Raw genomic sequence first — 23962 nt, 5'->3', positions numbered from 1 at the left:
TCTCCGCGTCGCTGACGCAATGAACTCCCCAAGGGTGATCCAGATGGAAACGAATTCCGCCGTCGAAGGCGCAGCAGCCGCGACGACCACGCAGGAAGGCGAGCTGAGCCTGCTCGATCGCATCGTTCAGGAAGGCAACATGGCCGTCGAGCCTTCGCAAGGCGTCTACGCAAAGAAGCTGATCGGCCAGCTCGCATCGCAGATTCTCGACGAAGGCATGCGCACGAGCCCGGACAAGAGCGTCGTGAACATGATTCACGAGCGTGTCGCCGAAATCGACCGCCTGTTGACCGACCAGATGAACGCGATCATGCACGACCCCGCATTCCAGGCGCTCGAAGCGTCGTGGAGCGGTCTGCACGACATGGTGTACGGCACGGAGACGGGCACCAACCTCAAGCTGCGTTTGCTCAACGTCTCGAAGAAGGACCTGCTCAAGGATCTCGAGTCGGCGGTCGACCACGACATGAGCGTGCTGTTCAAGAAGGTCTATGAGGAAGAGTACGGCACGTTCGGCGGTCATCCGTATTCGCTGCTGATCGGCGACTACACGTTCGGCCGTCATCCGCAGGATGTCGCGCTGCTGGAGCGCATCTCCCGCGTGGCGGCGGCAGCGCACGCGCCGTTCGTCGCGGCAGCCGCGCCGAGCCTGTTCGACATCAAGTCGTACACCGACCTGGGCGTCACGCGCGATCTGTCGAAAATCTTCGAGAGCGCCGAACTGGCCACCTGGCGCGGCTTCCGGGAATCCGAAGATTCCCGCTATGTCTCGCTGGTCCTGCCGAGCTACGCCGCGCGTCTGCCGTATGGCGCCAAGACGAAGCCCATCGAGTCGTTCAATTTCGAAGAAGATGTGGACGGCACCGATCACGGCAAGTATCTGTGGGCGAACTCCGCCTACCAGCTCGGCCTGCGCATCACCGATGCCTTTGCGAAATACAGCTGGTCGACCGCGATCCGCGGCGTGGAAGGCGGCGGCAAGGTGGACGGCATCGCCGCGCACGCCTACAAGACGAGCGAGGGCGATGTCGCGCTCAAGTGCCCGACGGAAGTGACGATCACGGATCGCCGCGAGAAGGAATTGAGCGATCTGGGCTTTATCGCGCTCGTGAATTCCAAGGGCTCGAACTACGCCGCGTTCTTCGGCGGCCAGACGGTGAACAAGCCGACGCTCTACAACAAGGATGCGGCCAACGCCAATGCGCAATTGTCGGCACGCCTGCCGTTCGTGCTGGCGGCGTCACGCTTCGCGCATTACATCAAGGTCATCATGCGCGACAAAGTGGGGAGCTTCCAGACTCGCACCGATGTCGAGAACTACCTGAACAACTGGATCGCCGACTACGTGCTGATCAATCCCTCGGCATCGCAGGCGCAAAAGGCCCGCTATCCGCTGGGCGAAGCGCGGGTGGACGTCACCGAGGTGCCGGGCAAGCCGGGTGCCTATCGCGCGACCTGTTTCCTGAAGCCGCACTTCCAGATGGAGGAGCTGACAGCTTCGATCCGTCTGGTGGCGGATCTCCCGGAAGCCGCAGCCTGATGCGCGATGTGCGGCCTCGCGCCGCACATCGTTATGTACGCCGTAAATTTCAATATCAAGGTCAGTCATGGATACGATCATTCTGAAATTCAAGGATATCAAGGGCAATTCGTTGATCGACGGCTTCGCCGATGGCATTCAACTCATGTCGTTCTCTCACGGCGTGTCGATGCCGATGGGCCGCGACACGTCGAACACGGAACGTACGCTGGGTCGTCCTTCGTTTTCCGAAGTGCAGGTCAGCAAGATCACGGACCAGTCGACGCCGGCGCTCTACAGCGCCTGTGCGGCAGGCACCAAGCTCGGCGATGCCACGATTTCGATCGGCCGCAACGAAGGCGGCAAGTTCATGCTGCAGATGAAGTACGTTCTCACCAACGCGATGATCGCCAATGTGAGCACGAGCGGCGGCGGTTCGGAAATGATGGATGCGGTGTCGATCAACTTCTCGCAGATCACGTCGCAATACACGCAGCAGAAAACCGACTCGACGAAGAAGGGCACCGCGTCGTTCGGCTGGGATCTGTCGACCAACAAGGCGGCGACGCCGAAGGCGTGACGCGACGTCGCCCGTGACGCGGCGGGCGGCGCACGAGCCGCCCGTCGATTTGCTTTTACGACCTGCCGACCATGACTCATCGCTATCCGGTACCGCTGTTCGAGCGTCTGGTGACCGACGCTGATGCTTCGCTGCCCGGAGAGGATTCGCTTCGTCAATCGATCGCGCGCGAGCTGATGCGTCTGCTCAACACGCGCTCGCATCTGACGATGGAAGCGTTCGCGCAGAGCGATGGGACGGTCGTCGATTACGGCGTGCCGGATTTTTCCGAGCGCTCGCTGCGCTCGGGCGAGGATCGCGATGCGATTGCCGCCGCCGTCAGCCATGCGATCACGCTCTTCGAGCCGCGTCTCGTCGACGTGAAAGTGTCGTTTTCGCTCCCGCCAGGGCGCGAGCCGCATCCGGTGCTGACCATCGCCGGGAGCCTCAATGCGGGCATCTCGGTCGAGCATGTGTCGTTCGAGCTCGAGACGGTCAGCCGCGATGCCGTCGATGCACGCTGGACGGAGCTTGCCTGACATGGCGCCCGACGACATCCTTCAGTACTACAAGCGCGAGCTCGGCTATCTGCGAAGCCAGGGCGCGTTGTTCGCGCAGCGTTATCCGAAGATCGCGGCGAAGCTCGCGCTGCACGGCACCGAGTCGCTCGATCCGCATACCGAGCGCTTGATCGAGGCGACGGCATTTCTCGCCGCGCGCGTGCATCGCGATCTCGATCAGACCTTCCCGCAGATCGCGGGCGCCCTGCTCGACAACGTCTGTCCATCGCTGGTGCAGGCGATTCCGTCGATTACGGTCGCGCAGTTCGAGCTCGACACGTCCCAGGGCAAGGTGACGTCGGGGTTTCGCGTACCGCGCCACACGAGTCTCTCCGCGCGCACGGAAGACGGCGACACGTGCCGCTTCCGCACCGCATGGGACACGACGCTGTGGCCATTGAAGATCGTGCACGCGGGATTCAGCGAAGATGCGGCGCTGCGCCTGAAACTCGAATGCGAGCCAGGCGTCGATTTCTCCGAGCTCGAGCTCACGCAGTTGCGCCTCCATTTGTGCGGCGACTGGATGGTGACGATGCCGCTTTACGAGCTGCTCGTCTCATCGGTCACGGGGGTTGCCGTGCACGCCGCGCAGAGGCCGGTCGTGAAGCTGGGACCGTCCGCGTTGCGCGAGGTCGGCTACGCGGACGAGGACAGCGTGTTGCCGCAGCCGCCGCACGCGCATCCCGCTTACGGGCTGATGCAGGAGTACTTCGCCTTTCCGCGCAAGTTTCACTTCTTCGATCTGATCTTGCCGCCGGGATCGTGCGGCACCGGGCGGACCTGTGAAATCGTGCTGCAGCTCGACCGCATGCCGCGCGGGCTCGGCATGCTCAACGCCCGGCATTTCCGGCTCGGATGCGTGCCCATCGTCAATCTGTTCGCGCAGACCAGCGAGCCGATCGTGGTCGACCGGCGCCATTACGAATACCTGCTGGTCGCCGATCAGAAGCGGCAGGCCATCACCGAGATCCATTCGATCGTATCGGTGACCGCATCCGATCCCGTCACGGATCGCGCGACGAGCGTGCCGTGCTTCACGGCCGCTGATCGTTTCGATCCGGCGGGTGCCGGCGACGCCGGGATGTTCTGGTCGGCGCGCCGCGAGCACAGCCTGCGCGGCAACGTGCCGGGCGTGGACACGTGGATCAGTTTCATCGATGGCGACGCGGCCAGCCGGTCCGATACGCCCGTGGTGTACGTCAACGCGCTCTGCACCAACCGGCGGCTCGCCGAGCATGTGCCGGTGGGCGCGCGCATGCTGGTCGAGCGGGTCTCGCAGAACGTGCGCGTGCGCTGCCTCTACGAGCCGACCGCCCAGCGCAATCCGCCGCTCGGGAGCGAGACGCTGTGGCGTCTCGTGTCGCTGCTGACGCGCAACTATCACTCGCTCGTGAACGGTGCGACGGGCAAACGCGAGCTGCAGGAGATGTTGCGCCTGTTCGCCTCGGACGGCACACGGGAGCAGGAGCAGATTCGCGGACTCGTCAGCGTCGATGCGCGCAACGTCACGGCGCATGTGGGCAGGGAGGCGTGGCGCGGATTCTGCGGCGGCACGGAGGTCAGCGTCGAGTTCGATGCCGACGCGTTCGTCGGGGGATCGCCGTTGCTGATGGGCGCGGTGCTGGCGCGCTTCTTCGCCATGTACACGTCGGTCAATTCATTCGTACGGCTCGTGGTGCGCCGGGGAGACGAGACATGGAAGCGATGGGAGCCGATGACCGGTTGCCAGCCACTGCTTTGATTGCCCGGCTTCTTGCGCGGCCTCACGGTTTCGACCTGTTCCAGGCCATCCATCTGCTCGAGTGCGCGCAGCCGTGGGCGACGGGGCTCGGCCGCGGGGACGGCGCGAATGAGGCGGTACGTCTGCGGGGCTTCGTCTCGCTGGCGTTCCAGGCAAGCGACATTCACGCGGTGGGCCGCCACGCGTCGAGCGACGAACACGCGGCGCGCGAGACCTACACGGTGAGCACGCCCGTGATGACGCTGGCGGGTATCGGCGCGCCGCTGCCGCTCGCTTTCACCGAGATGCTGCTGGAACGGCGCGCGGCCCGTGAGCCGGCAATGGCCGATCTGCTCGACATCTTCAATCACCGCTTTCTGTCGTTCTTCTATCGCAGCCGACAGAAGCACGCGCTGGGGCTGAGCGCGCGCGCGCCCGGCGAAGCGCCGCTCGCGGCGAGCCTCGATGCGCTCGGCAGCCTCGGCCTGCATGACGGCAAGCGCGGACCGGACGATGCGCGCCTCTGGCTGCGGCATGCGGGACTCTTCGGCAACGGCTCGCGCTCGATGACGGGGCTGCTCGCGCTGTTGTCGGACCGCCTCGGCGTGCGCGTGCGAGGCACGCAGTTCGTAGGCGGCTGGCGCGACATCGACGCGCGCGACAGCCTGCGGCTTGGACGCTCGCAGACGGGCCAGCGCGCATTGGGGACCGGCGGCCTTGCCGTGCTCGGACGGCGGAGCTGGGACCAGGCCGCCGGCGTGCGCATCGAGTTTCTCGATGTGCCCGCGGAGCAGTTCGCCGCGCTGCTCCCGGGCGGCGAGATGCACCGGCTGGCAGCGTGGCTCGTGCGGTGCCACCTGCAGCAGGACTTCGACGTGGAGTTCGTCCTCTATCCCGCCGCGCGGCGCGAACGCTGCGCAGTGGGCGCGCCCGGCTTGCGGCTGGGCTGGACCTCGTGGCTGGCGGCGTCGCCGGACGAGGGCGGGGCGCGCGCGTCGAAGCCCTCGCCCGTGAGATTCGCCATGCGCGCGGGCGAGGGCGAGGCGCGCGTCACGCGGGGCGTCACACGAACCGCATTGCGACCCTCCTAAAGATCAATACGACATGGACATCGATATCCGCACGCTGTTGAGCCGCCTGAACCCGGCATGCAAGCACGCGATGGAACAAGCCGCGCAGCTGTGCGTACGGCAGACGCACTACAACGTGGACGTCGAGCATCTGCTGCTGCAATTGCTCGAATCGGACGCGCCCGATCTGCACGCGATTCTCGAGCGCTTCAGCATGTCGGCCGCCGACGTCACCGTCTCGCTGCAAAACGCGGTCGATCAGTTCAAGCGCGGCAATGGCCGCACGCCCGCACTGTCGCCGAATTTTTCGCCGCTGTTCCAGGAGGCGTGGCTGCTCAGTTCGATGCTGCTCGGCGAGCAGCAGATCCGCTCGGGCACGATCGTGCTGGCGCTGCTCGAACTGGATAGCCTGCGCGGGCTGCTGCTCGACTCGGCGCCCGCCTTGCTGAAGATTCCGCGTGCCGCGCTGCGCGACGCGCTGCCGGCGCTGGCGGCGAACTCGTCCGAAGACGGCGGCAGGGCGGCGCCGCCAACCGCCGTCCTGGGTGCCGCAACCGCGCCGGCGGGCGGCGTCTCTCAGACGATGCAGGCGATGCCGGCCATGACTGCGAACAGCGGCGGCCGTTCTTCCGCACTCGCGCAGTACACGGTCGACATGACCGCGCTCGCGCGCGAAGGCGCGAGCGATCCGATCTGCGGGCGCGATGCGGAGATCCGTCAGTTGATCGACGTGCTGCTGCGGCGCCGCCAGAACAACCCGATCCTGACGGGTGAGGCGGGCGTCGGCAAAACCGCGATCGTCGAAGGTTTCGCGCAGCGCGTGGTGTCGGGCGAAGTGCCGCCTGCGCTCGCCAATGTCTCCGTGCGCTCGCTCGATCTTGCCTTGCTTCAGGCGGGCGCCGGGGTCAAGGGCGAGTTCGAGAACCGGCTGAAGTCGGTGATTGCGGAAGTGAAAGCGTCGCCTGTCCCCGTGATTCTGTTCATCGACGAGGCCCATCAGCTGATCGGGGCGGGCGGCAGCGAAGGCCAGGGCGATGCGGCGAATCTGCTCAAGCCCGCGCTGGCGCGCGGCGAGCTGCGCACGATTGCCGCCACGACCTGGGCTGAATACAAAAAGTATGTCGAGCGCGATCCCGCTCTCGCGCGACGCTTCCAGGTCGTGAAGGTCGAAGAGCCGAGCGAGGCGGCCGCCGTTGAAATGCTGCGCGGCATGGTGGCGAAGCTCGAAGCGCATCACGGTGTCGAGATTCTCGACGAGGCGGTGCGCGACGCCGTGAAGCTGTCGCATCGCTACATCTCGGGCAGGCAGTTGCCGGACAAGGCCGTCAGCGTGCTCGATACGGCCTGCGCGCGGGTGGCGCTCGGCCAGAGCGGCGTGCCGGAAGAGATCGAAGCGCTGGGCCGCGCGATCGATTCCGACGAAAACCAGTTACGCATCCTGCGTCACGAAGCGGCCACGGGGGCCGATCGTGCGGATGCCATCGCGGCGCTCGTCCGTCAGCTCGACGAACGGCGTGCGCAGCGCACGCGTCTGAACGAGAAGCTGATAACCGAGAAGCGCGTCGTCGACGAGATTCTGGCGTGGCGGCGCAAGATCGCGCGCACGCTGACTGAGAGCCCGGCCACCGAGAGCCCGCTTGGCGAGACCCAGGCAATCGGCGACGAAGAGGACAGCGAGTCGCTCGCCGCCAATCTCCGGCGCCTCGAAATGGGCCTGGAAGCGGTGCGCAGCGATGAGCCGATGGTGCCCGTGTGCGTCGATTCGACCGTGGTCGCCAAGGTGATCTCGGGCTGGACCGGGATTCCCGTCGGCGACATGCTCGCCGACGAACTCCACACGGTGCTCTACCTGCACGAAAAGCTCGCGGCGCGCGTGGTCGGCCAGGATGAAGCGCTCGATGCGATCGCGCGGCGCGTGCGCACGTTTCGCGCGGATCTCGACGATCCCGGCAAGCCCGTCGGTGTGTTCCTGCTGGTCGGCCCGAGCGGCGTAGGCAAGACGGAGACGGCCGCCGCGCTGGCCGACATGCTGTACGGCGGCGAGCGCAACATGATTACCGTGAACATGTCCGAATTCCAGGAGGCGCACAGCGTCTCCGGACTGAAGGGCGCGCCTCCGGGCTACGTCGGCTATGGCCGCGGCGGCGTGCTGACGGAAGCCGTGCGGCGGCGTCCGTACAGCGTCGTGCTGCTCGATGAAATGGAGAAGGCCCATCCCGACGTGCTCGAACTGTTCTTCCAGGTGTTCGACAAGGGCGTGATGGAGGACGGCGAGGGCATCTCGATCGACTTCAGGAACACGCTGATCCTGCTGACCTCGAACGCGGCGCAGGACGTCATCACGGAAGCGTGCCATGGCGGCCGCCGTCCGCCTCCCGAGGAGCTGATCGCGCGTCTGCGGCCCGCGCTGCTCAAGCAGTTCAGCCCGGCGTTTCTCGGCCGCATGGTGCTGGTGCCTTACTACCACCTCGGCGATGCGCAGATCACGGCGATCGTGAACCTGAAGCTCAAGCGGCTCGCCGAGCGCTTTGCGCGCAACCACCACGCGCAACTGACCTGGGACGACCGCTTCGCGCAGATCATCGCCGAGCGCTGCAAGGAAGTGGACAGCGGCGCGCGCAACGTCGATCACATCCTCACGCAATACGTGCTGCCCGAGCTGGCGCGTGAAGTGCTCGAACGCATGTCGATGGCGAAGCCGTTCGGCGGGGTGCAGCTCGATTTCGCGCAGGACGGCGCCGTCTGCTTCCGTTTCATGGCCCGCGAGGAGACCTGACGTGCAAGCCGCCAACGCGACGCAGGCAGGCTGTCTGCTTTCGATCAGCACGCCGTTCGGCAAGGACGTCCTGCTGCTCGACGGCCTGGGCGGACGCGAAGCGATTTCCGCGCCGTTTCACTTCGATCTGCGCATGCGTTCGCCGAACCGCGCGCTCGATGCGCAGGCGATCGTCGGCAAGAATGCGACCGTGACGCTGCAGGTGCCGTCGGGCCCGAAGCGCTATCTCCACGGCATCGTCACCCGCTTCGCCCAGATCGGCACCGATGCGCAGCATGGCTTCTATACCGCCGAGCTCGCACCTCGGCTCTGGCTGCTCGGGCTCGGGAGCGACCGGGCGATCTATCAGAACCTGAGTGCGCTCGACATCGTCGAGCAGGTGCTGCAGAAGTTCGGCGTCGCGATCGAACTGCGCGTGAAGGGCACCTACGCCGTGCGTGAATACTGCGTGCAATACGATGAAAGCGCGTTGCAGTTCATCTCGCGGCTGATGGAAGAGGAAGGCATCTTCTACTTCTTCACGTTCGCCGACGGCGTGCACACGATGGTGCTCGGCGACAGCACCGCCGCGCACAAGCCGGGCAAGACCGACTCGCACCTCTGGTACTCCAGCGATTCGGTCGCGCATCGTCACGTCGACCGGATCGACGCCTTCGAGATGACGACGGGGCTCGTGGAAGCCGAGCAGATCGTCGCCGACTACGACTACACGAAGGCTGCGCTGCTGACGGCCAATTCCGCGGCCGGCAGCGGACCGGCGAGCGGAACGCGCTACACCTTTCCCGGCGGCTATGCGACGGCCGCGGACGGCACGCGCACGGCGAAGCTGCGGCTCGCGGCACAGCAAGTGGGGCAGCGCACGGGCCGCGCCAGCAGCGGAATCTGCACGCTCACCGCAGGCGCGAGCTTCACGCTGGGCGGCCACGCGAATGCGGCCTTCAACGCGTCGTATGTGATCCGCGCGGTGTCGCACAGCGCGTCGAACAACGATCGCTATGACAACACCTTCGACGTGATTCCGGCTTCGGTCGCATTCCGTCCGCCGCTCGTGACGCCGAAGCCGACGGTGGCCGGCACGCACACGGCGATCGTCACCGGTTCGTCGGGCGAGGAAATCTGGACCGATGCATACGGCCGCATCAAGCTGAAGTTCCACTGGGACCGTTCGGCCGGCGCCAACGAAAACAGCTCGTGCTGGGTGCGCGTGGCGCAGGTCGCGGCGGGTAACGGCTGGGGACATCTGGTGCTGCCGCGCGTGGGCCAGGAGGTGGTCGTGAGCTACGTCGACGGCGATCCCGACCGGCCGCTCGTGACCGGCAGCGTCTACAACCGCCAGGGCACGTTGCCCGTCGGACTGCCTGCGTCGCAGACGCAAAGCGTGATGCGCTCGCGTTCGTCGAAAGGCGGCACCGCCGGCAATGAAATCCGCATGGACGACAAGCTCAATAGCGAGGAGCTGTATTTCCACGCGCAGAAAGACCTGAATATCGCCGTCGAAAACGCGCTGTCCACGACGGTGCTCGCGGGGGCCGAAACGCATGTCGTCAAAAAGGGCGATCGCACCGTCGACGTGCAGAAGGGCAACGAGACGCACAAGGTGAAAGGCACGCGCTCGGTCGATGTGACCGGCGACGAAGCCCACACGAATCACGCGGCGTTTGTGCAAAAGGTCGGCGGCAACTACACGCTGAAGGTGAGCGGCAATCTCGTCATCGATGTGACCGGCTCGATCAGCATCAAGGCCGGCACGTCGCTCCAGAGCCAGGCGGGCACCACGCTCGCCAACAAGGCCGGCACGACGCTCAGCAACGAGGCGTTGCAGGTGCAAAGCAAGGCGTCGGCGATGCAGACGATCGACGGCGGCCCGATGCTCGCGCTCAAGGGCGTACTCGTCAAGCTCAACTGAGGCAAGAGATGAACACACTACCGCCCGCTGCCGAACCTTCCACGTCCTCCGCGGCCGCGCACGCGACGGCCGTCGAGACGCGCGACGCGGCAGGGCAGCTGGTGAGCCGCATGCCGATGCTCGACGGCGTACCGCACGGGCAGGTGGTCATGTACGGCGCGGGCGCTGTACCCGTCCTGGAGGCGCACTACGAGCACGGCGCGTTGTCGGGCGTGGCGCGCACCTTCGACGCAACCGGCGCGCTTCTTCTGGAGGCCAACTACGCGGCGGGGCAGCTTCACGGCGCGACGACGACGTGGGAGGACGGCCGCGTCGCCTTGCGCCAGCACTACGCGCATGGGGTGCTGCACGGGACGTCCGTGTCGTATGCGCCGTCGGGACTGGCGACCTCGCGGTTCAACTACGAGGCCGGCAAGCTGACAGGCGAAGCATTGCATCTGCACGAAGGGGTCGTCGTTCGACGCGCGCCGTACCGCAAAGGGGTGCTCGAAGGAGAGACGCGCGACTACACGGGCGACGGCAAGCTCGTGCAGACGTCGCCCTACAAGGGCGGCCTGCTGCACGGCACGCTGCGGCGCTACGGCGCCGACGGCCGCGTGAGCGACGAGCGCGCCTACGAGAACGGCAAGCCGCTTGGCGCAGCCCGCAAGGTGGCCGCGCCCCCGCCGCAGGAAGGCCTGGCGACGGGCGGACAGCGCCTCGCCAAGCAGCTTGAAAAATGGGTGAAGGGCTGACATGAGCTTTCTGGTAACGACCGGATCAACGATGCAGTGCACGTTCGGCGCCGCGCCCGCGGTGTTGAACGTGCTGCCCGCCAACCGCGTCCTCGCGGGTACGCCCGCCGCGACGATCATGGATCACATGCCGATGGTCAACGTGCCGCCGTTCGGCGTCTGCTCGTGCGTCGCGAATCCGATGGTGGCGGCGGCGACGGCAGCGGCGCTCGGCGTCCTGACGCCGATGCCCTGCGTGCCGATGACGATGGCGCCGTGGCTGCCGGGCTCGCCGACGGTCCTGATCGGCGCCATGCCGGCTTTGCAGAACGCTTCGAAGCTGATGTGCGCATGGGGCGGGGTCATCTCGATCCTGGCGCCGGCGCAGTTCACCACGATGGTTTCCTGAGGACTATCCGTCATGCAATACGTTTTTTCGATGACCGCGCGCATGGTGACCCTCGTGCTTGCCTGCGCGATGGCGCTGTGCGTGCTGCTGTTCCTGCTCGGGATCGAGATCGGCGTGCGCTACGTGGCGCCGGCGAAGGCGCCCGCGGTGCTGCCTGCGTCACAGCCGGCACCGGCTTCCTCAACCAACTGAAATTGAAACTGCCCACTGACATGCTCCTCGCGTTTTCAACTCTTGTTTCCGCGCACACGGTGCGCATCGCATGGCGCAGGCTGGCCGCGCTGCTCGGCGGCGCGATCATCCTGCTGGCAGGCGCGCCGGCGTTCGCGGTGACCCAGGCGGCCGCGGCCGCCCCGGCCACGGCGATCGCACCCATCGCAAGCGCACCGGTGGCCACTTCGACGGGCCTCATGCAGATGCCCGACGGCCGGCTCCTCGCGCCCGAGTTCGCGCGCATCGCGAGCCGGGGCGAACTCGTCGTCGCGGTGATGGGTGTCGACCAGCCGCCGTTCTTCGAAGAGCACGACGGCCAATTGAGCGGCGTCGACATCGATATCGCCAAGGAAATCGCGGCAAAGCTCGGCGTCAAGGTGCGCTTCAACCGCGATGCGAAGACCTACGACGGCGTCGTGAATCTGCTCGCGAGCGGTCAGGCCGATCTGGCGATCAGCAAGCTCTCGCGAACGTTGTCGCGGGCTCAGGTGATCAGCTTCAGCATGCCGTACATCCGGCTGCATCGTGCGCTGCTGCTGAACCGCGTGAAGTTCGCGATGCTCGCGCACGGCCGCGAGGTGCCCGACGTCATCCGCGCCTACGACGGCACGCTCGGCGTGGTCCGGAATTCGTCGTATGCCACCTACGTCGAGAGCAACTTCCCGCGGGCGAAGGTGGTGCCCTATCCGAGCTGGGAGGCTTTGCTCAAGGCGCTCGATGCCGGGGACGTGACGGCGGCCTATCGCGACGAATTCGAAGTCAAGCACGTGCTCAAGCGCGACCCGACCGCTTCGCTGCGGCTGCGCGTCGTGACCCTGGAGGACCTCGACGACCCGATCGCGATCGGCGTGAACGTCGGCGCGCCGACCTTACTCGCCTTCGTCAATCAGTTTCTCGCCGAACGCAGCAAAAAGATCGACGTAACGACCTTGCTACAGGCTTCAAACAACTAATCGGACCAGTCGGGGAAGCAACGATGAATTCCAGCAGGATCTATGCGTGGGCCGTGAACCCGTGGGTGGTGATCGGCAGTCTCGCGCTCGGGGGGGGATTCGGTCTGCTGTTGCCGGAGATGGCGCAGCGATTGACCGTGATCGGCGACATCTACGTCAATCTGCTGAAGATGACCACACTGCCGTTCATGGTCTCGGCCGTGATCTTCAGCCTGCAACGCCTGTTCCGCGAGGGCGGCACGGCGCGCTTGATGTTGCGTGTCGTCATGGTGTTTCTCGGCGCCTCGGCGACGGTCGCCTTCGTCGGCGCACTGGTGCTGCTCGTCTTGCGCCCGGGCATCAACCTGCCGAGCTCGACCATGCAGACGTTCGGGCTGATGGTCGGCCACGATTCGACTTCGAGCGAAGTGGTGATGAATCTCTACGGCACGGATGCAGTCGAGAAAGGTGTGAGTCTCGTCGACGTGCTGACCAGTCTCGTGCCGACGAACATCTTCGCCGCGCTCGCCAACGGCGATGCGCTGAAGGCACTCGTATTCGCCCTGCTGTTCGGGCTCGCCGTCGGCCGGGTGCCGGAGCGGATTTCCGCCGGCCTGAGCCAGGCGCTGGAGACGATCTATCACGCCTGCCAGAAGCTGATGCACTGGCTCAGCTATCCCTTGCCGCTGATCCTGTTCTGCATGAGCGCGGCGCAGCTCGGCAAATCGGGCATGGGGCCGCTGCACGCGATGCTGCAATTCGTCATTGCGTTCTTCGTGGCCTCCGTCGTGCTGCTCTCGCTGGCGGCCGTCGTCATCTGGAAACGTTCGGGCCGGCCGCTCGGCGCGACGCTCACCGCGCTGCGCGCGCCGTTCGCGCTTGCGCTCGCGACGCGCAACAGCGCCGCGTGCATGCCGAGCATGATCGAAAGCATGGTCGAGCGGCTCGGCTTTCCGCGCGCCAGGGTCGAGCTGATGGTGCCGCTGACCATCTCGCTGCTGCGCATCGGTCCGATGGTCTATTACGTGTGCGCCACGTTTTTCATTGCCCAGCTGTACGGCCATTCGCTCGGTGTCGTCGAGGTTTGCACAGTGCTGTTCGCGTCGGTGCTCGCCGGATTCGCGTCGGCGGGCATGACCGGGCTCGTCACGGTTTCGCTGATCGGCATGACCTGCGCCTATCTGAGTCTGCCCTTCGAAGCGGCTTTCATCCTGTTCCTCGCGGTCGATCCGCTGTGCGACATGTTGCGCACGCTGATCCTCGTCATCGGCAATACAGCGGCGGTGTCGGTGATCTGTCCGCGTCCGCTCAAGATCTAGGAGAACGGCATGGCGCTGATCGGCATTTTGGGCGGCATGGGACCGCTTGCGACCGTCGACTTCATGGAGCGGGTCATCCAGTTGACGAGCGCTGCGGGGGCACTGCGCGACCAGCAGCATCTGCCGCTGCTCGTGGCCAATCTGCCGCATATCCCCGATCGTTCGAACGCGATGCTCGGGACCGGCGAAGACCCGCTGCCGGCGCTGCTCGACGGTATCGACATGCTCAACCGGAACGGCGTCGAATTGATCGCCGTGCCGTGCAATTCGGCGCACTACTGGTACGACGCGATGCATGCGCACAGCAGTGCGCCGATTCTGCATATCGCTGAAACCTGTGTTGCCGCCGTGCCGCCGGGCACGCGCTGCGCGGCTGTGCTCGCGACGGGCGGCACGCTTTACTCGGGGCTCTACCAGCGCATCCTCGCCGCGCACGACATCGTTCCCGTGGCGCCGGACGAAGACACCCAGCAGCGCCTCGACGCCTGCATCCATGCGGTGAAGGCGGGCGATCTCATCGGCTCCGCGGAACATCTCTCGGCGGCCTTGGATGATCTCCAGGCGCGCGGCGCCGACGCGGCCGTCATGGGCTGCACGGAAATTCCGCTGGCGGCGCGCCACCTGAAGGCGCCGCCCATGACGCTCGTGGACAGCACGCTCGAACTGGCGCGCGCGACGGTGTCATACGGTCTTGCCCGTGGCTGGAACGCACGCCGATGAAGGCACTGAAGCGTCTTTCGAACAGCACCCTCGGGCTGCTCCTGTTCCTCGGGCTGGGCATCGTGGCGGGCACGCTGGTGCGCCCGGCGGGCGTGGCCGCCTACGTCGTGGGGCAGATCTACCTTGCCCTCGTCAACATGGCTGCCGTGCCGCTGCTGGTCGTGGCGATGTTCTTCGGGCTGCGGCAGCTGATGGCGCTGGCGCACCCCGAGCTGCGGATCGGCTCGATGCTGTCGCTGGCGTTCGCGCTGGTCGCGCTGTGCGCGGTGTGCGGCGCGCTGGTGGGTTTCTCTGCGGCCCCGGGGGCCCATCTTGCGGACGGCGCGCGCGCCCAGTTGGGACAGGTGGTGCTGAAGAGCTCGAGCGACGCGGAAGACCTGCGCATGCCGCTGCTCGGCGCAGCGGGGCCTGGCCGGACGCTGTCCGCGATCTCCTTGCGCGACGTGGCCCCCGACAACTTTTACCGCGTCCTCGCCGACGGCCGCGGGCTCAGCATCCTGACCTGCACGATCCTGTTCGGCATGGCGTTCGCCGCGCTCTCGAGCGCTCAGACCCGGCTGCTGAACAGCGTGTTCGAGAGCATCTACCGGACCTTCGAGACGATCATCGAGCATGCGAATCTGCTGCTGCCCGTGCTCGTGTTCGGCAGCGCCGCGCATGTGGCGGAACAAACGAGCGGGGCGACGCTCGGTGCGATGAGCGGGTTTCTGCTGGGGTTCGTGCTCTGCGCATTGCTGCTGTCCTGCGTGGCGATCGCGGCCATCGCGGCGCGCGCGGGCGTGCCGCTCGCACGCGCGATGACCCTGTTGAAAGCCCCCATGCTCGTCGGCCTGACATCGGGCAGCGCGACGGCGCCGATTCCGCACACGATCGAGGCCATGAGCACACGGCTCGGATTCAGCCGCGGCGTGGCGGAGCTGGTGGTGCCGTTCGGCGCCGTGTTCGTGCGCGCCGGTTCCGCGCTCTATTTCGCGCTGGCGACGGTGTTCGTGGCGAATCTCTATGGCCGGCCGCTGGACGCCGGCGACATCGCCATGGTCGCGGCGGCATCGACGTTCGCGGCCTTTGTTTCAGCAGGGCAGAGCGGCGTGGCGGGGGTTGGCTACGCGGGCATCGTGCTGTCGACGCTGCAACTGCCCGTCGAGGCAGCCGGCGTGCTGTTCGTGGCCATCGACCTGATCTGCGAAGGGCCGCGCAACCTGCTCAGCTTGCTCTCGGTCTGCACGGTCGTGGCGCTCGTTTCCGCGGGACTGCCCTCCGAACGCGTTTCGACGCCCGATGCGCACGCCGTGCCGGGCCCTGACGCGGTGTTCCGCTTCGCGTTCAACCGCATGCAGCTTGCACTGGCAACGGGCTGCGTCGTGACGGTGGGGATGCTGATCGTACTGATGGGTATTGGAGTAGGCGCGAAATGACGAACTGCCGACACGCATTGACACACGCGGCCGGTGCGCCGGTCAGGGGCCGCACGGTCATGGCGGACCTCGCGCGCAAGCTCGCGGCGTGGTGCCTGAGCGCCTGTATCGCAGCGGTCCTGGCGGGATGCGCGATGCCGTCCATCCTGAGTTTCAAGGGCGACAAGGTGACGTGGGACGCGTTGACCTTTAGCGCCAGCGACGACGTGAACAACAACAGCCCCGTCGCCGTCGACGTCGTGTTCGTCACCGACGAGGCGATGCTTGCGCGCATCGCGGAGCTGCCGGCGTCGAAATGGTTTGCCGGCCGCGCCGATCTGGTCAGCGCGTATCCGAAGAGCATCCAATACCGGAGCTGGGAATTCGTGCCCGGCACGCATCGCGATGTCCCCGGCGACACCTTCGATCGTCCGCGCGTGGCAGCGGCGTTCATCTTTGCCAACTATGCGAGCCCCGGCGCGCACCGCGTGCGGATCGAACAGTTCAGCGGCCGGCTTGCCGTGCAGCTCGACGACAACACGTTTTCAGTTTCGGCCGTGAAATGAACCTATATCAGCGTTTTATCGATCCCTGCGCTTGCGCGTTGTCGCGTGCGTCCTTCTCTCCGCGGAGCAACGGCCATGAGTGAGGGCGTCCAACCGGTCGTCGACCGCGTCGAATGGTTCGAGGGCATGCTGCTTGCCCCGCAGCATTTCCAGTTGATGAATGCGCGCGTCGATTCGCTCGTCGCTTGGCAGACGCTGGCTGCCGCGCCGTTCAGCTGGGGCGTGCGCCGCCTCGTCTTCGACCAGGGGCTGCTGCCTGCCGGCGTGCTGCGCGTACTGGCGCTCGACGCGATCATGTCCGACGGCACGGCCGTATCGTATTCGGCGGAGTCGAACCAGCACGGGCGGCTCGAGTTGTCGCTCGAGCCGTTCGCGGAGCAGTTGGCGAACGGGCCGATCGATTTCTATCTGACGCTTCCCGTCGCCGCATCGATGCGTCACGACAGCGAGATCCGCCGCTTCCGTTCGACGGCCGGCGCGCCGGTCGCCGACGAAGTGTCGCAGGCGCCGCCCGCCGATATCCCGCGCCTCATTCCCGAGCTTGCGCTCGCAGCGGGGGAGCTGCCGTCGGCGATGCATGTCTCGCTGCGGCTCGGCTCGGTGTACCGGGACAACGAGGTGGTGCGGCTGGGCGAGCGCTTGCCGCCGCTGCTCGAGATCGCCCGTGACAATCCGCTCTGGACGACCGTTTCCGCACTGCTCGGGCAATTGCGCGGCAAGGCGGCGTTCGTTGCGAGGCAGACCGCGATTCCCTCATCGAAAACCGAAGACCGGCTCACGCAGCTCGAACTGAAGGACCGGCTGCGCAGCCTGCTCACCGGGCTGCCGCTCGCCGAAGCCGTGCTGCGCACGCCGCATCTGCATCCGCTCGCGCTGTACCTGGCGCTTGCCTCGCTGAGCGGCTCGCTGAGCATGCTGATGCCCGCCGGCCTTGCGCCGGTGCCGCCCGACTACGACCACGCCGATCCCCTCGCCGTCTTCACGCCGCTGATGCGGGCGTTGCGCGATGCGATCTCCGAGGTGAGCGAAGGCTACCGCGAGCGCAAATTCGAATTCCGCCACGGCGCATTCGAGATCGGCTTGCAGCCCGAGTGGGTGGGCGAGCGGCTGGTGGTCGGGCTGCGGGGGCAGTCGGACCGCGATCTGCGGGCGTGGATGGAGGGTGCGACCGTCGGTTCGCAATCGGTCTACCCGTCGCTGCGCAACCGCCGGGTGCTCGGGGCGCAGCGGCGCGTCGTCGACCACGCGGAGGAACTGGGCTTGCGCTCCGGGTCCGGTTATCTGCTGTTCGAGATCGACGCCGACTCCGTGCTCGTGCACGCAAGCGAGACGCTCGTGATCGGCAATCTGAACGAGAGTGCGAGCGTGCAGCGGCCGCAGGAAATGCTGCTGTTCGTGAAGGGCTGATCACTAACGAAAACGACCTGACATGGCACGCAACGCATTTGAACTTGAAGAGAACGACATCGTCATGGTGCAGTTCCGCCTCTTTGTCGATGAACTGGTGAGAGCGCAACGGCGCTTTTCCGAGGAGCCCGACGCGACGCCCGAACTCGCGGCGCAGCGGGTCAGCCGCCACCTGCTGAATCTGCTGGAAATCCAGACCTTGCAGTCCCGCCGCGACAGCACGCGCTTCGATATCGAGAACCTCGCCGATGCGCGCTATCTGAAGGCGGTGCTCGCCGACGAGCTGCTGCTCAACACGCCGTGGATCGGCCGCGAATGCTGGACGGCGCACCTGCTCGAATCGGCGCTGTATCGGACGAACGTCGCCGGCGATCTCGTGTTTCGCAAGATCGAGCAGCTGCTGTCGGATCGCGAGCCGTCGCGCCGCGACATCGCACGGCTTTTTCTGTTCGCGCTCGCGATGGGGTTTCAGGGGCGTTTTCGCGGCGCGGACGCCGGCGCGCAATTGCGCAGCTTCCGCGAGGAGCTCTACGAATTCATCTATCAGCGGCGCGCCGACCTGGGCGGGCGCGACCGCCTGCTGGCGCAAGCGGCTTACGCCAATACGATCTCGCACATCGCGCCGCGCAAGCTGCGTGCGGTGAGCCGCTGGACCGTGACGGCCCTGCTCGCGGCCGTTGCGCTGCTCGCTGTTTCGGAGCTGCTGTGGCTTTGGCAGTCGTGGCCGGTGCGCCAGGCGCTGCACGGCGACAGCGTGGAAAGGGTGAGTTCATGAGCCCGATGCGCACATTGAAACCCGCCGGAGGACGCGCATGCTGACGAGCGACCTGTTCCTGCTCTCGCTGGCCGTTCTCATCGTGGTCGTCTGCACGGTGCTGGGCGTCGTCGTGTATTTCGCCGCGCACGGTGCGCAGAACAAAGCGGCGGGCGATCGCAAGATCGTCCGGATGCGCGCCGATTCGCTGCGCAACGCGTTTCGCCAGGCCGTGGAATTGGTCGAAGGCAACATCGCGTCGCGGGCCGAGCGCTACAACGTGCCGTGGATTCTCGTGCTGAACGAAGGCGACGATCCGCCCGCGCTGCCGATCGCGCAGTCCGGCGTGGCGAGCGTGCTGAGTTCGGAGGCCGCCTCGCCGGCCGCGACGCAGGGCATTGCGTGGCAGTTCTTCGATCGCGGCATTGTGATCGACATCAAGGCGGCCTACCTGGGCTCGCCCGATGAAGACACCGACGAAAAGCCCTGGGACGAATTCCTGAGCCTGTGCCGCAACTACCGGCCGCAGCGGCCGTTCGATTCGGTCGTGGTGACGGTGCCCGCCGCGATGCTGCTGGCCGAAGACACCGATGCGAGACTCGAGCTCGTGCGGCACGCGAAGCTCGCGCACCGGCGCTTATGGCTTGCGCAGAACCGCTTCGCGATGCGCTTCGCGCTGTACGTCGTCGTCACGGGGTGCGAGTCGCTGGCGGGCTTCACGTCGTTTGCACGGGCCTTGCCCGAGCCGCTGCGGGCCAGCATGCTCGGCTGGTCTTCGCCGTACGACTTGTCGGAGACCTACCAGGCGAGCTGGGTCGAAACCGCGATGACGAGCATCGAACGCGCCGTGTCGGATGCGAGCGCCGAGCTGTTCACGCTCGATACGGGTCATCTCGACGCACGCGAAATGCTCTTGCTGCCCGCGCGCATCGACGCCATCCGCTCGCAGTTGCAGCTCTACGTCGATGAGCTGCTGCGGCCGAGCGCGTACCACGAGCCGTTTTTCTTCCGCGGCATCTACCTGACGGGCGACACCGGCGAACTCAGCGACGCCGTCGTCGACACGAGCGCACTGGCCGGTGCCGCGGCGATGGATGCCGGTTCCGATCCCTACGGCCGGGGCGAGGAGCCCTATCTGGCCGGCGGGGATGCCGGCGCGGCAGAGGAAGACGCGGACCCCGCCGGTCCGGGAGCCGCTGCGCACCCGCTATCGTCGCCGGTCAACGACCTGATGCTGCAGCCGGCCTTCCTGCGTGACCTGTTCGACAAGAAGATCTTCCTCGAATACGGCCTGACCCGGCCGTCGCGCACCCAGCACCTTGCGCGGCCGCTCGTCAATCGCACGCTGCACTGGGGCACGCTCGCGCTGCTTGGCGGCTGGGGCATCGGGCTCGCCGTCGCGACGGTGCAGTTGAGCCATCGCCATGCCGCGCTCGTGGCGGCCCTCGGCGAACTGCAGAAGAGCGCGCAGGAGCGCGCTTCGGCCGAGCACGGCGGCCAGCAGCTGCCCGCCGACTGGTATCGAAGCAAGGCCCTTGCGCTGATCGGCGTGAACGACCGGCTGCATGCCGGCATCGACTGGTCGGTCTTTATGCCCGGCTCGTGGAATGCCGTCGACGATCTCAATGAACGGGTCCGGCAGCGCTTCGAACGCGAATTCGGCGAGATCGTCGTGACGGCGCTGGAGCGCGAGATGCTCCAACGCGTCGGCACGCTGAGCGGTATCGCGCGCGATCCGGCCACGGGTCAGCTGATCGTCGGCGACGATTGCGCCGCGCCTGCGGCGGCGAGTGCCGATGCGCGCGGCGCCGACAGCCTGGCGGTCGAGGATGCGCCCGCGATGCGTGCCTTGCAGCGCTACGTGGGCGAGGTCGATCAGCTCGATGCGGCGCTGCAGGCCATGCAGCGGTTGCAGCGGCCGTCGGCGGGCAATGCCGATGCGCTGCGTCTCGCCGTGCGCTACGCATTCGGTGCGGACTTGCAGGGCAACCTCGCGGGGAGCCTGCCGTACTTCTATCGCGACCCGGATCGCAGCGACGCCTACGCCGCCGACGGCGCGGGCGGCATCGATCTGCCCGTCGTGCAGCAGGCGTTGCGCTGCACGTTCGACAAAGGCGCGCAGCAGCTCGACGATGGGCTCTTCGCGGACAGTCCGCTGCTGAATGCTGAACGCTCGGTCGTGAGCCATCTCGGCAATCTGTCGGTGACGGACAGCAACGAGGCGGACTTTACTCAGCTCACAGGCGACTACCGCGCCATCGCGGCGGGCATCGGCAAGCAGCAGGATCTGCTGGCGTCGGGCAAGGGCGGGTGGATGAGGCAGACGCAGTTCGTTCCGGGCCCGGTGTACGACCGCACGTTCGCGCGTGCGGCGGAGAGCCGCCTGCTTGGCCCCGATCTCGTGGCGCGCGTGCGGGCGCGTTCGGGCAACGCCTATCAGGCGTTCAGGAGCGAGCTGGCGTTGCGTTTCGGCGGCGCCGATGCCGGCGTCGTGTGGGTCGACAAGGAGGCGCGCTATGCGGTCTCGCCGGCGCGGCTCGCGCTGCGCGACGGTCTGTTGAAGCTGCTGAACCAGCCGTTCATGGTCGTGCCGCGCGACCTCCCGCTGCCGTCGATACCGGAAGGCTCGATCGTGACGTGGGACCGTGCCCAGCTCGATCAGGCCCTGGCCTTGGCCGAGGCGCGCAAGCACTTCCTGGCGGATGGTCTGAGCGCGATGCCCGACACGCTGCGTCCCGTCGTCGAACAGGCGCTCGATGCGCAGTTCGCCCGTCTGATCATCGATCAGGTGGCCGCGGCGGCGGCCGTGTCGCCCGCGCTGAGCGAGCCGGACGGCGCCGAGTTCGATGCCGCGCGCAGCCGGCTCGTGAAGATCCGCGCGGCGCTCGCCGACATGGACGCGACCACGCAGGGCGCCGATCTCGACGCGCTGATGTCGCGCGACGCGATGGAGCACCTGCGCCTCGTCGACGATGCGCTGACGCGTGCCGAGCTGTATGCGACGCGTCCGGCAGGCGCAGTGTCGAACGGCGGCGCGCCTGCGCCCGTACTCGCGGCGTTCGGGATCGCCGACCCGGCGCAGCTGGGCATCTATCTCGACCAGCAGTCGGCACGAGCCGCGACGCTCGGCAAGCAGGCGGCGGCTTATCTCTCCGCGCTCAGCACGTCCGATGCGGTGTCGCCGCTGGCGCAGCGCTGGCAGGCGATCGAACTCGACCTGGGCCGCTACCAGCTCAAGAATCCGAACAGCAGCCTGCTGATGCTGGAGCAGTTCGTGCAGACGGTGGCGGGCGACCTCCGTGGGGGCGACTGCATCGGGCGATTCCCGCCGCGGCCGTCCGCCGTCGGCGGGGGTGACTATTTCACCTCGGTGCACATGCGTCTCTACGACAGCCTGCTCGCGCGCTGCGGCCAGAGCTATAACGCCGAGCTGCGCCAGCAATGGGATGCGTTTGCGTCGGCGTTCAACCAGAACGTCGCGGGGCACCAGCCGTTCGGCGTTCCCGCGCGGCTTGCGGTTCGAACCAGTGCGGGCAATGCGGGCGGCGCGGGCAATGCATCGGTGGACTTCGCCGAGCTTGGACAGACGCTGCGGCAATACGAGCGCGCGGCCAAGATCTTGCAGCAGGCACGCAACGTTGCCGCGGAGCGGGGCGTCGGCGGCAACGCGTCGGTGCGTCAATTCGCCGACCGGTTCGACCCGGTGGCGGCGCTTCTCGCACCGCTGTATCCGGCCAACGACGGCGCGCCGACGGGCTATGACGTGCGGGTCGATTTCCGCGCGAACCGCACGGGCGAGATCGCGGCCAACCAGGTGATCGACTGGACGCTCAGGATCGGCGCGCAGAGCGTGTCGCTGAACGATGCATCGGGCACCACGCTGCACTGGGAGTACGGCGTGCCCGTCACGCTGGTCCTGCGCTTTGCGAAGGACTCGCCGCTCACGGTGCCCGACGATCCGGCGCAGCGCGTGTTCTCGAGCGATGGCCACACCTTGACGTGGCAATTCGCCGACCCGTGGGCGCTCTTTTCGTTCATCTCGCAGCAGCGCGTGGCCGACACGCTCGCACGCGAACGCGCGCCGGGACCGTTGCTCAAGTTCGATTTTCCGCTGGGCACGGTGAACGCCGCGGATCTCGCGCTGCTGCCGAAACAGGCGCGCGGCGAAGTGTTCGTCAGGCTCACGCTGAGCGCACCCGGCAGCAAGACGCCACTGCCCTGGCCCGGCAGCTTCCCGACCTCCGCGCCCGAATGGAACGCACTATGAGCACACCGAATTTGCTGCACACCCAGCCGGACTTCACCGTCGACGTGGAGCGCTATCTCGACGCCTTGCCGGATGGCGGCGGCGCGGGTACGTCGCTGCGCGGCGATGCGCTTTACGCGCGGATTCGCGAGGCGCGGCACGAGGACGATGCCTCGCTGCCGATGGGCGACTGGGAACGCCCGCTTGCAAAAGCGGACTGGAAGACCGTCGCTGCGCTGAGCGGCGACGCGCTGCGCACGCGAAGCAAGGATTTTCAGCTTGCGGCGTGGCTGTGCGAGGCGTGGACGCATCTGCATCATGTCGACGGTTTCGTGGCCGGCGTCGAGGTGATGACGGGACTCGTCGAGCGCTATTGGGAAACAGCCTGGCCGCAACTCGAGGACGGCGACGCCGAAGTGCGGGCGGCGCCTTTCGCGTGGTTCGCCAGGACCATCGCGCGGGTGCTGTCGTTGCACGTGCCGCTGATGGAAATCGACTTGCCCGAGATGCCCATGTTCAATCTCGAAGCGTTCCAGCGGCTTGCGGCGGCGCCGGTTGTCGAAGGCGGCAGCACCTTCACTCGCGAGCTCGTCGATACCTACGTGACGCGCGGCGATAACCTCGTCGCGCTGGCACGGCTCCAGCAGCGCGCGATCGTCGCACGGGAAGCGTGGGACCGGCTGGCCCAGCGCGTCGATCTTGGGCTTGGCGAATATGCACCGGGCTTCCAAGGGGTTGCGGAAGTGCTGACGCGCCTTTCGCGGGCGGCAACCAGCCTGATCGGCGAGAGGGCGGTGCAGGTGCCTTCGACGGCGGCGGCTGCGGCAGCTATCGAAGCGCTGGATGATGCGCTTGACCAGGCATATCGGGAAGAGGCGCAGCCTGTTGTAGAGGCTCCGGTCATGCGCGACCCGATGCAGCCGTATGCGGTCACCGATGCCGTGATCACGTCACTCCCGCCAAGCATCGTCAACCTGATCGCCGATCGTGCCCACGCCTACCGCCTGCTCGGCGACATCGCGCGCTATCTGCGGCGCCAGGAGCCGCACAGCCCGACCTCGTATCTGCTCGATCGCGCGATTTCATGGGAAAGCATGAGTCCGACGGACCTGATGCGGGACATCGTGCAACCGGACGGCAGTCTGGAGCGCTACTTCCTGATGCTTAGGGCCGATTGAC

At 66.7% G+C, this 23962-nt stretch carries 19 protein-coding genes; all 19 read left to right on the top strand.

The window, feature by feature from the left end; all coding sequences use genetic code 11:
* Window positions 1–43: 43 nt before the first annotated feature.
* The 19 genes from tssC to tssA all read left to right on the top strand — a co-directional run bounded on the left by tssC (window position 44) and on the right by tssA (window position 23961).
* A complete protein-coding gene (gene tssC, locus FAZ95_RS23130; RefSeq protein ID WP_137334862.1) occupies window positions 44–1540 on the top strand; it encodes a type VI secretion system contractile sheath large subunit in 1497 nt (498 codons plus the stop codon).
* Between the two features lie 67 nt (window positions 1541–1607).
* Window positions 1608–2099, top strand: a complete 492-nt coding sequence (locus tag FAZ95_RS23125; protein ID WP_137334861.1) for an Hcp family type VI secretion system effector — start codon at window positions 1608–1610, stop codon at window positions 2097–2099.
* A 71-nt stretch (window positions 2100–2170) separates the two neighbouring features.
* Window positions 2171–2617 carry a type VI secretion system baseplate subunit TssE gene (gene tssE, locus FAZ95_RS23120; RefSeq protein ID WP_137334860.1) on the top strand — a complete coding sequence of 149 codons (447 nt, stop codon included), beginning with the start codon at window positions 2171–2173 and terminating at the stop codon, window positions 2615–2617.
* A 1-nt stretch (window position 2618) separates the two neighbouring features.
* Window positions 2619–4379 carry a type VI secretion system baseplate subunit TssF gene (gene tssF / locus FAZ95_RS23115; RefSeq protein WP_137334859.1) on the top strand — a complete coding sequence of 587 codons (1761 nt, stop codon included), beginning with the start codon at window positions 2619–2621 and terminating at the stop codon, window positions 4377–4379.
* The gene (gene tssG / locus FAZ95_RS23110) at window positions 4334–5449 is read left to right on the top strand and encodes a type VI secretion system baseplate subunit TssG (protein ID WP_137334858.1); all 1116 of its coding nucleotides are present in this window, start codon (window positions 4334–4336) and stop codon (window positions 5447–5449) included. Before tssF ends, tssG begins: the two co-directional genes overlap by 46 nt.
* 13 nt (window positions 5450–5462) lie before the next feature.
* Window positions 5463–8204, top strand: coding sequence for a type VI secretion system ATPase TssH (tssH, locus tag FAZ95_RS23105; RefSeq protein WP_137334857.1), 2742 nt, complete (start codon window positions 5463–5465; stop codon window positions 8202–8204).
* 1 nt (window position 8205) lies between these two features.
* Entirely contained in the window at window positions 8206–10110 is a 1905-nt protein-coding gene (locus FAZ95_RS23100; RefSeq protein ID WP_137334856.1) for a type VI secretion system Vgr family protein, read from the top strand.
* Window positions 10111–10118: 8 nt separating this feature from the next.
* A complete protein-coding gene (locus tag FAZ95_RS23095; protein WP_137334855.1) occupies window positions 10119–10844 on the top strand; it encodes a toxin-antitoxin system YwqK family antitoxin in 726 nt (241 codons plus the stop codon).
* 1 nt (window position 10845) lies between these two features.
* Entirely contained in the window at window positions 10846–11232 is a 387-nt protein-coding gene (locus FAZ95_RS23090) for a DUF4280 domain-containing protein (RefSeq protein ID WP_137334854.1), read from the top strand.
* 12 nt (window positions 11233–11244) lie between these two features.
* The gene (locus FAZ95_RS23085; RefSeq protein WP_137334853.1) at window positions 11245–11424 is read left to right on the top strand and encodes a hypothetical protein; all 180 of its coding nucleotides are present in this window, start codon (window positions 11245–11247) and stop codon (window positions 11422–11424) included.
* 20 nt (window positions 11425–11444) lie between these two features.
* Window positions 11445–12398, top strand: coding sequence for an ABC transporter substrate-binding protein (locus FAZ95_RS23080; RefSeq protein WP_137337562.1), 954 nt, complete (start codon window positions 11445–11447; stop codon window positions 12396–12398).
* A 23-nt stretch (window positions 12399–12421) separates the two neighbouring features.
* On the top strand, window positions 12422–13696 hold the full coding sequence (locus tag FAZ95_RS23075) for a dicarboxylate/amino acid:cation symporter (protein WP_137334852.1): 1275 nt from the start codon (window positions 12422–12424) through the stop codon (window positions 13694–13696).
* Between the two features lie 9 nt (window positions 13697–13705).
* Entirely contained in the window at window positions 13706–14416 is a 711-nt protein-coding gene (gene cuyB, locus FAZ95_RS23070) for a cysteate racemase (RefSeq protein WP_137334851.1), read from the top strand.
* Window positions 14413–15831 carry a dicarboxylate/amino acid:cation symporter gene (locus FAZ95_RS23065; RefSeq protein ID WP_137334850.1) on the top strand — a complete coding sequence of 473 codons (1419 nt, stop codon included), beginning with the start codon at window positions 14413–14415 and terminating at the stop codon, window positions 15829–15831. The genes cuyB and FAZ95_RS23065 overlap by 4 nt, the downstream gene beginning before the upstream one ends.
* Window positions 15828–16376: a hypothetical protein gene (locus tag FAZ95_RS23060; RefSeq protein ID WP_254700265.1), complete on the top strand. Its 549-nt coding sequence runs from the start codon at window positions 15828–15830 to the stop codon at window positions 16374–16376. Before FAZ95_RS23065 ends, FAZ95_RS23060 begins: the two co-directional genes overlap by 4 nt.
* Window positions 16377–16451: 75 nt before the next feature.
* Window positions 16452–17783 carry a type VI secretion system baseplate subunit TssK gene (gene tssK / locus FAZ95_RS23055; protein WP_137334849.1) on the top strand — a complete coding sequence of 444 codons (1332 nt, stop codon included), beginning with the start codon at window positions 16452–16454 and terminating at the stop codon, window positions 17781–17783.
* 22 nt (window positions 17784–17805) lie between these two features.
* Entirely contained in the window at window positions 17806–18558 is a 753-nt protein-coding gene (locus tag FAZ95_RS23050) for a DotU family type IV/VI secretion system protein (RefSeq protein ID WP_137334848.1), read from the top strand.
* A gap of 37 nt (window positions 18559–18595) precedes the next feature.
* Window positions 18596–22804 (top strand): type VI secretion system protein, encoded by a 4209-nt coding sequence (locus FAZ95_RS23045; RefSeq protein ID WP_137334847.1) that lies wholly within the window; start codon window positions 18596–18598, stop codon window positions 22802–22804.
* Entirely contained in the window at window positions 22801–23961 is a 1161-nt protein-coding gene (tssA, locus tag FAZ95_RS23040) for a type VI secretion system protein TssA (protein WP_175425730.1), read from the top strand. Before FAZ95_RS23045 ends, tssA begins: the two co-directional genes overlap by 4 nt.
* Window position 23962: the final 1 nt, after the last annotated feature.

This window comes from Trinickia violacea, assembly GCF_005280735.1.
In the GTDB taxonomy this organism is placed as follows: Bacteria; Pseudomonadota; Gammaproteobacteria; order Burkholderiales; family Burkholderiaceae; genus Trinickia_A; species Trinickia_A violacea.
This window is presented reverse-complemented; position numbering and strand designations above follow the sequence as displayed.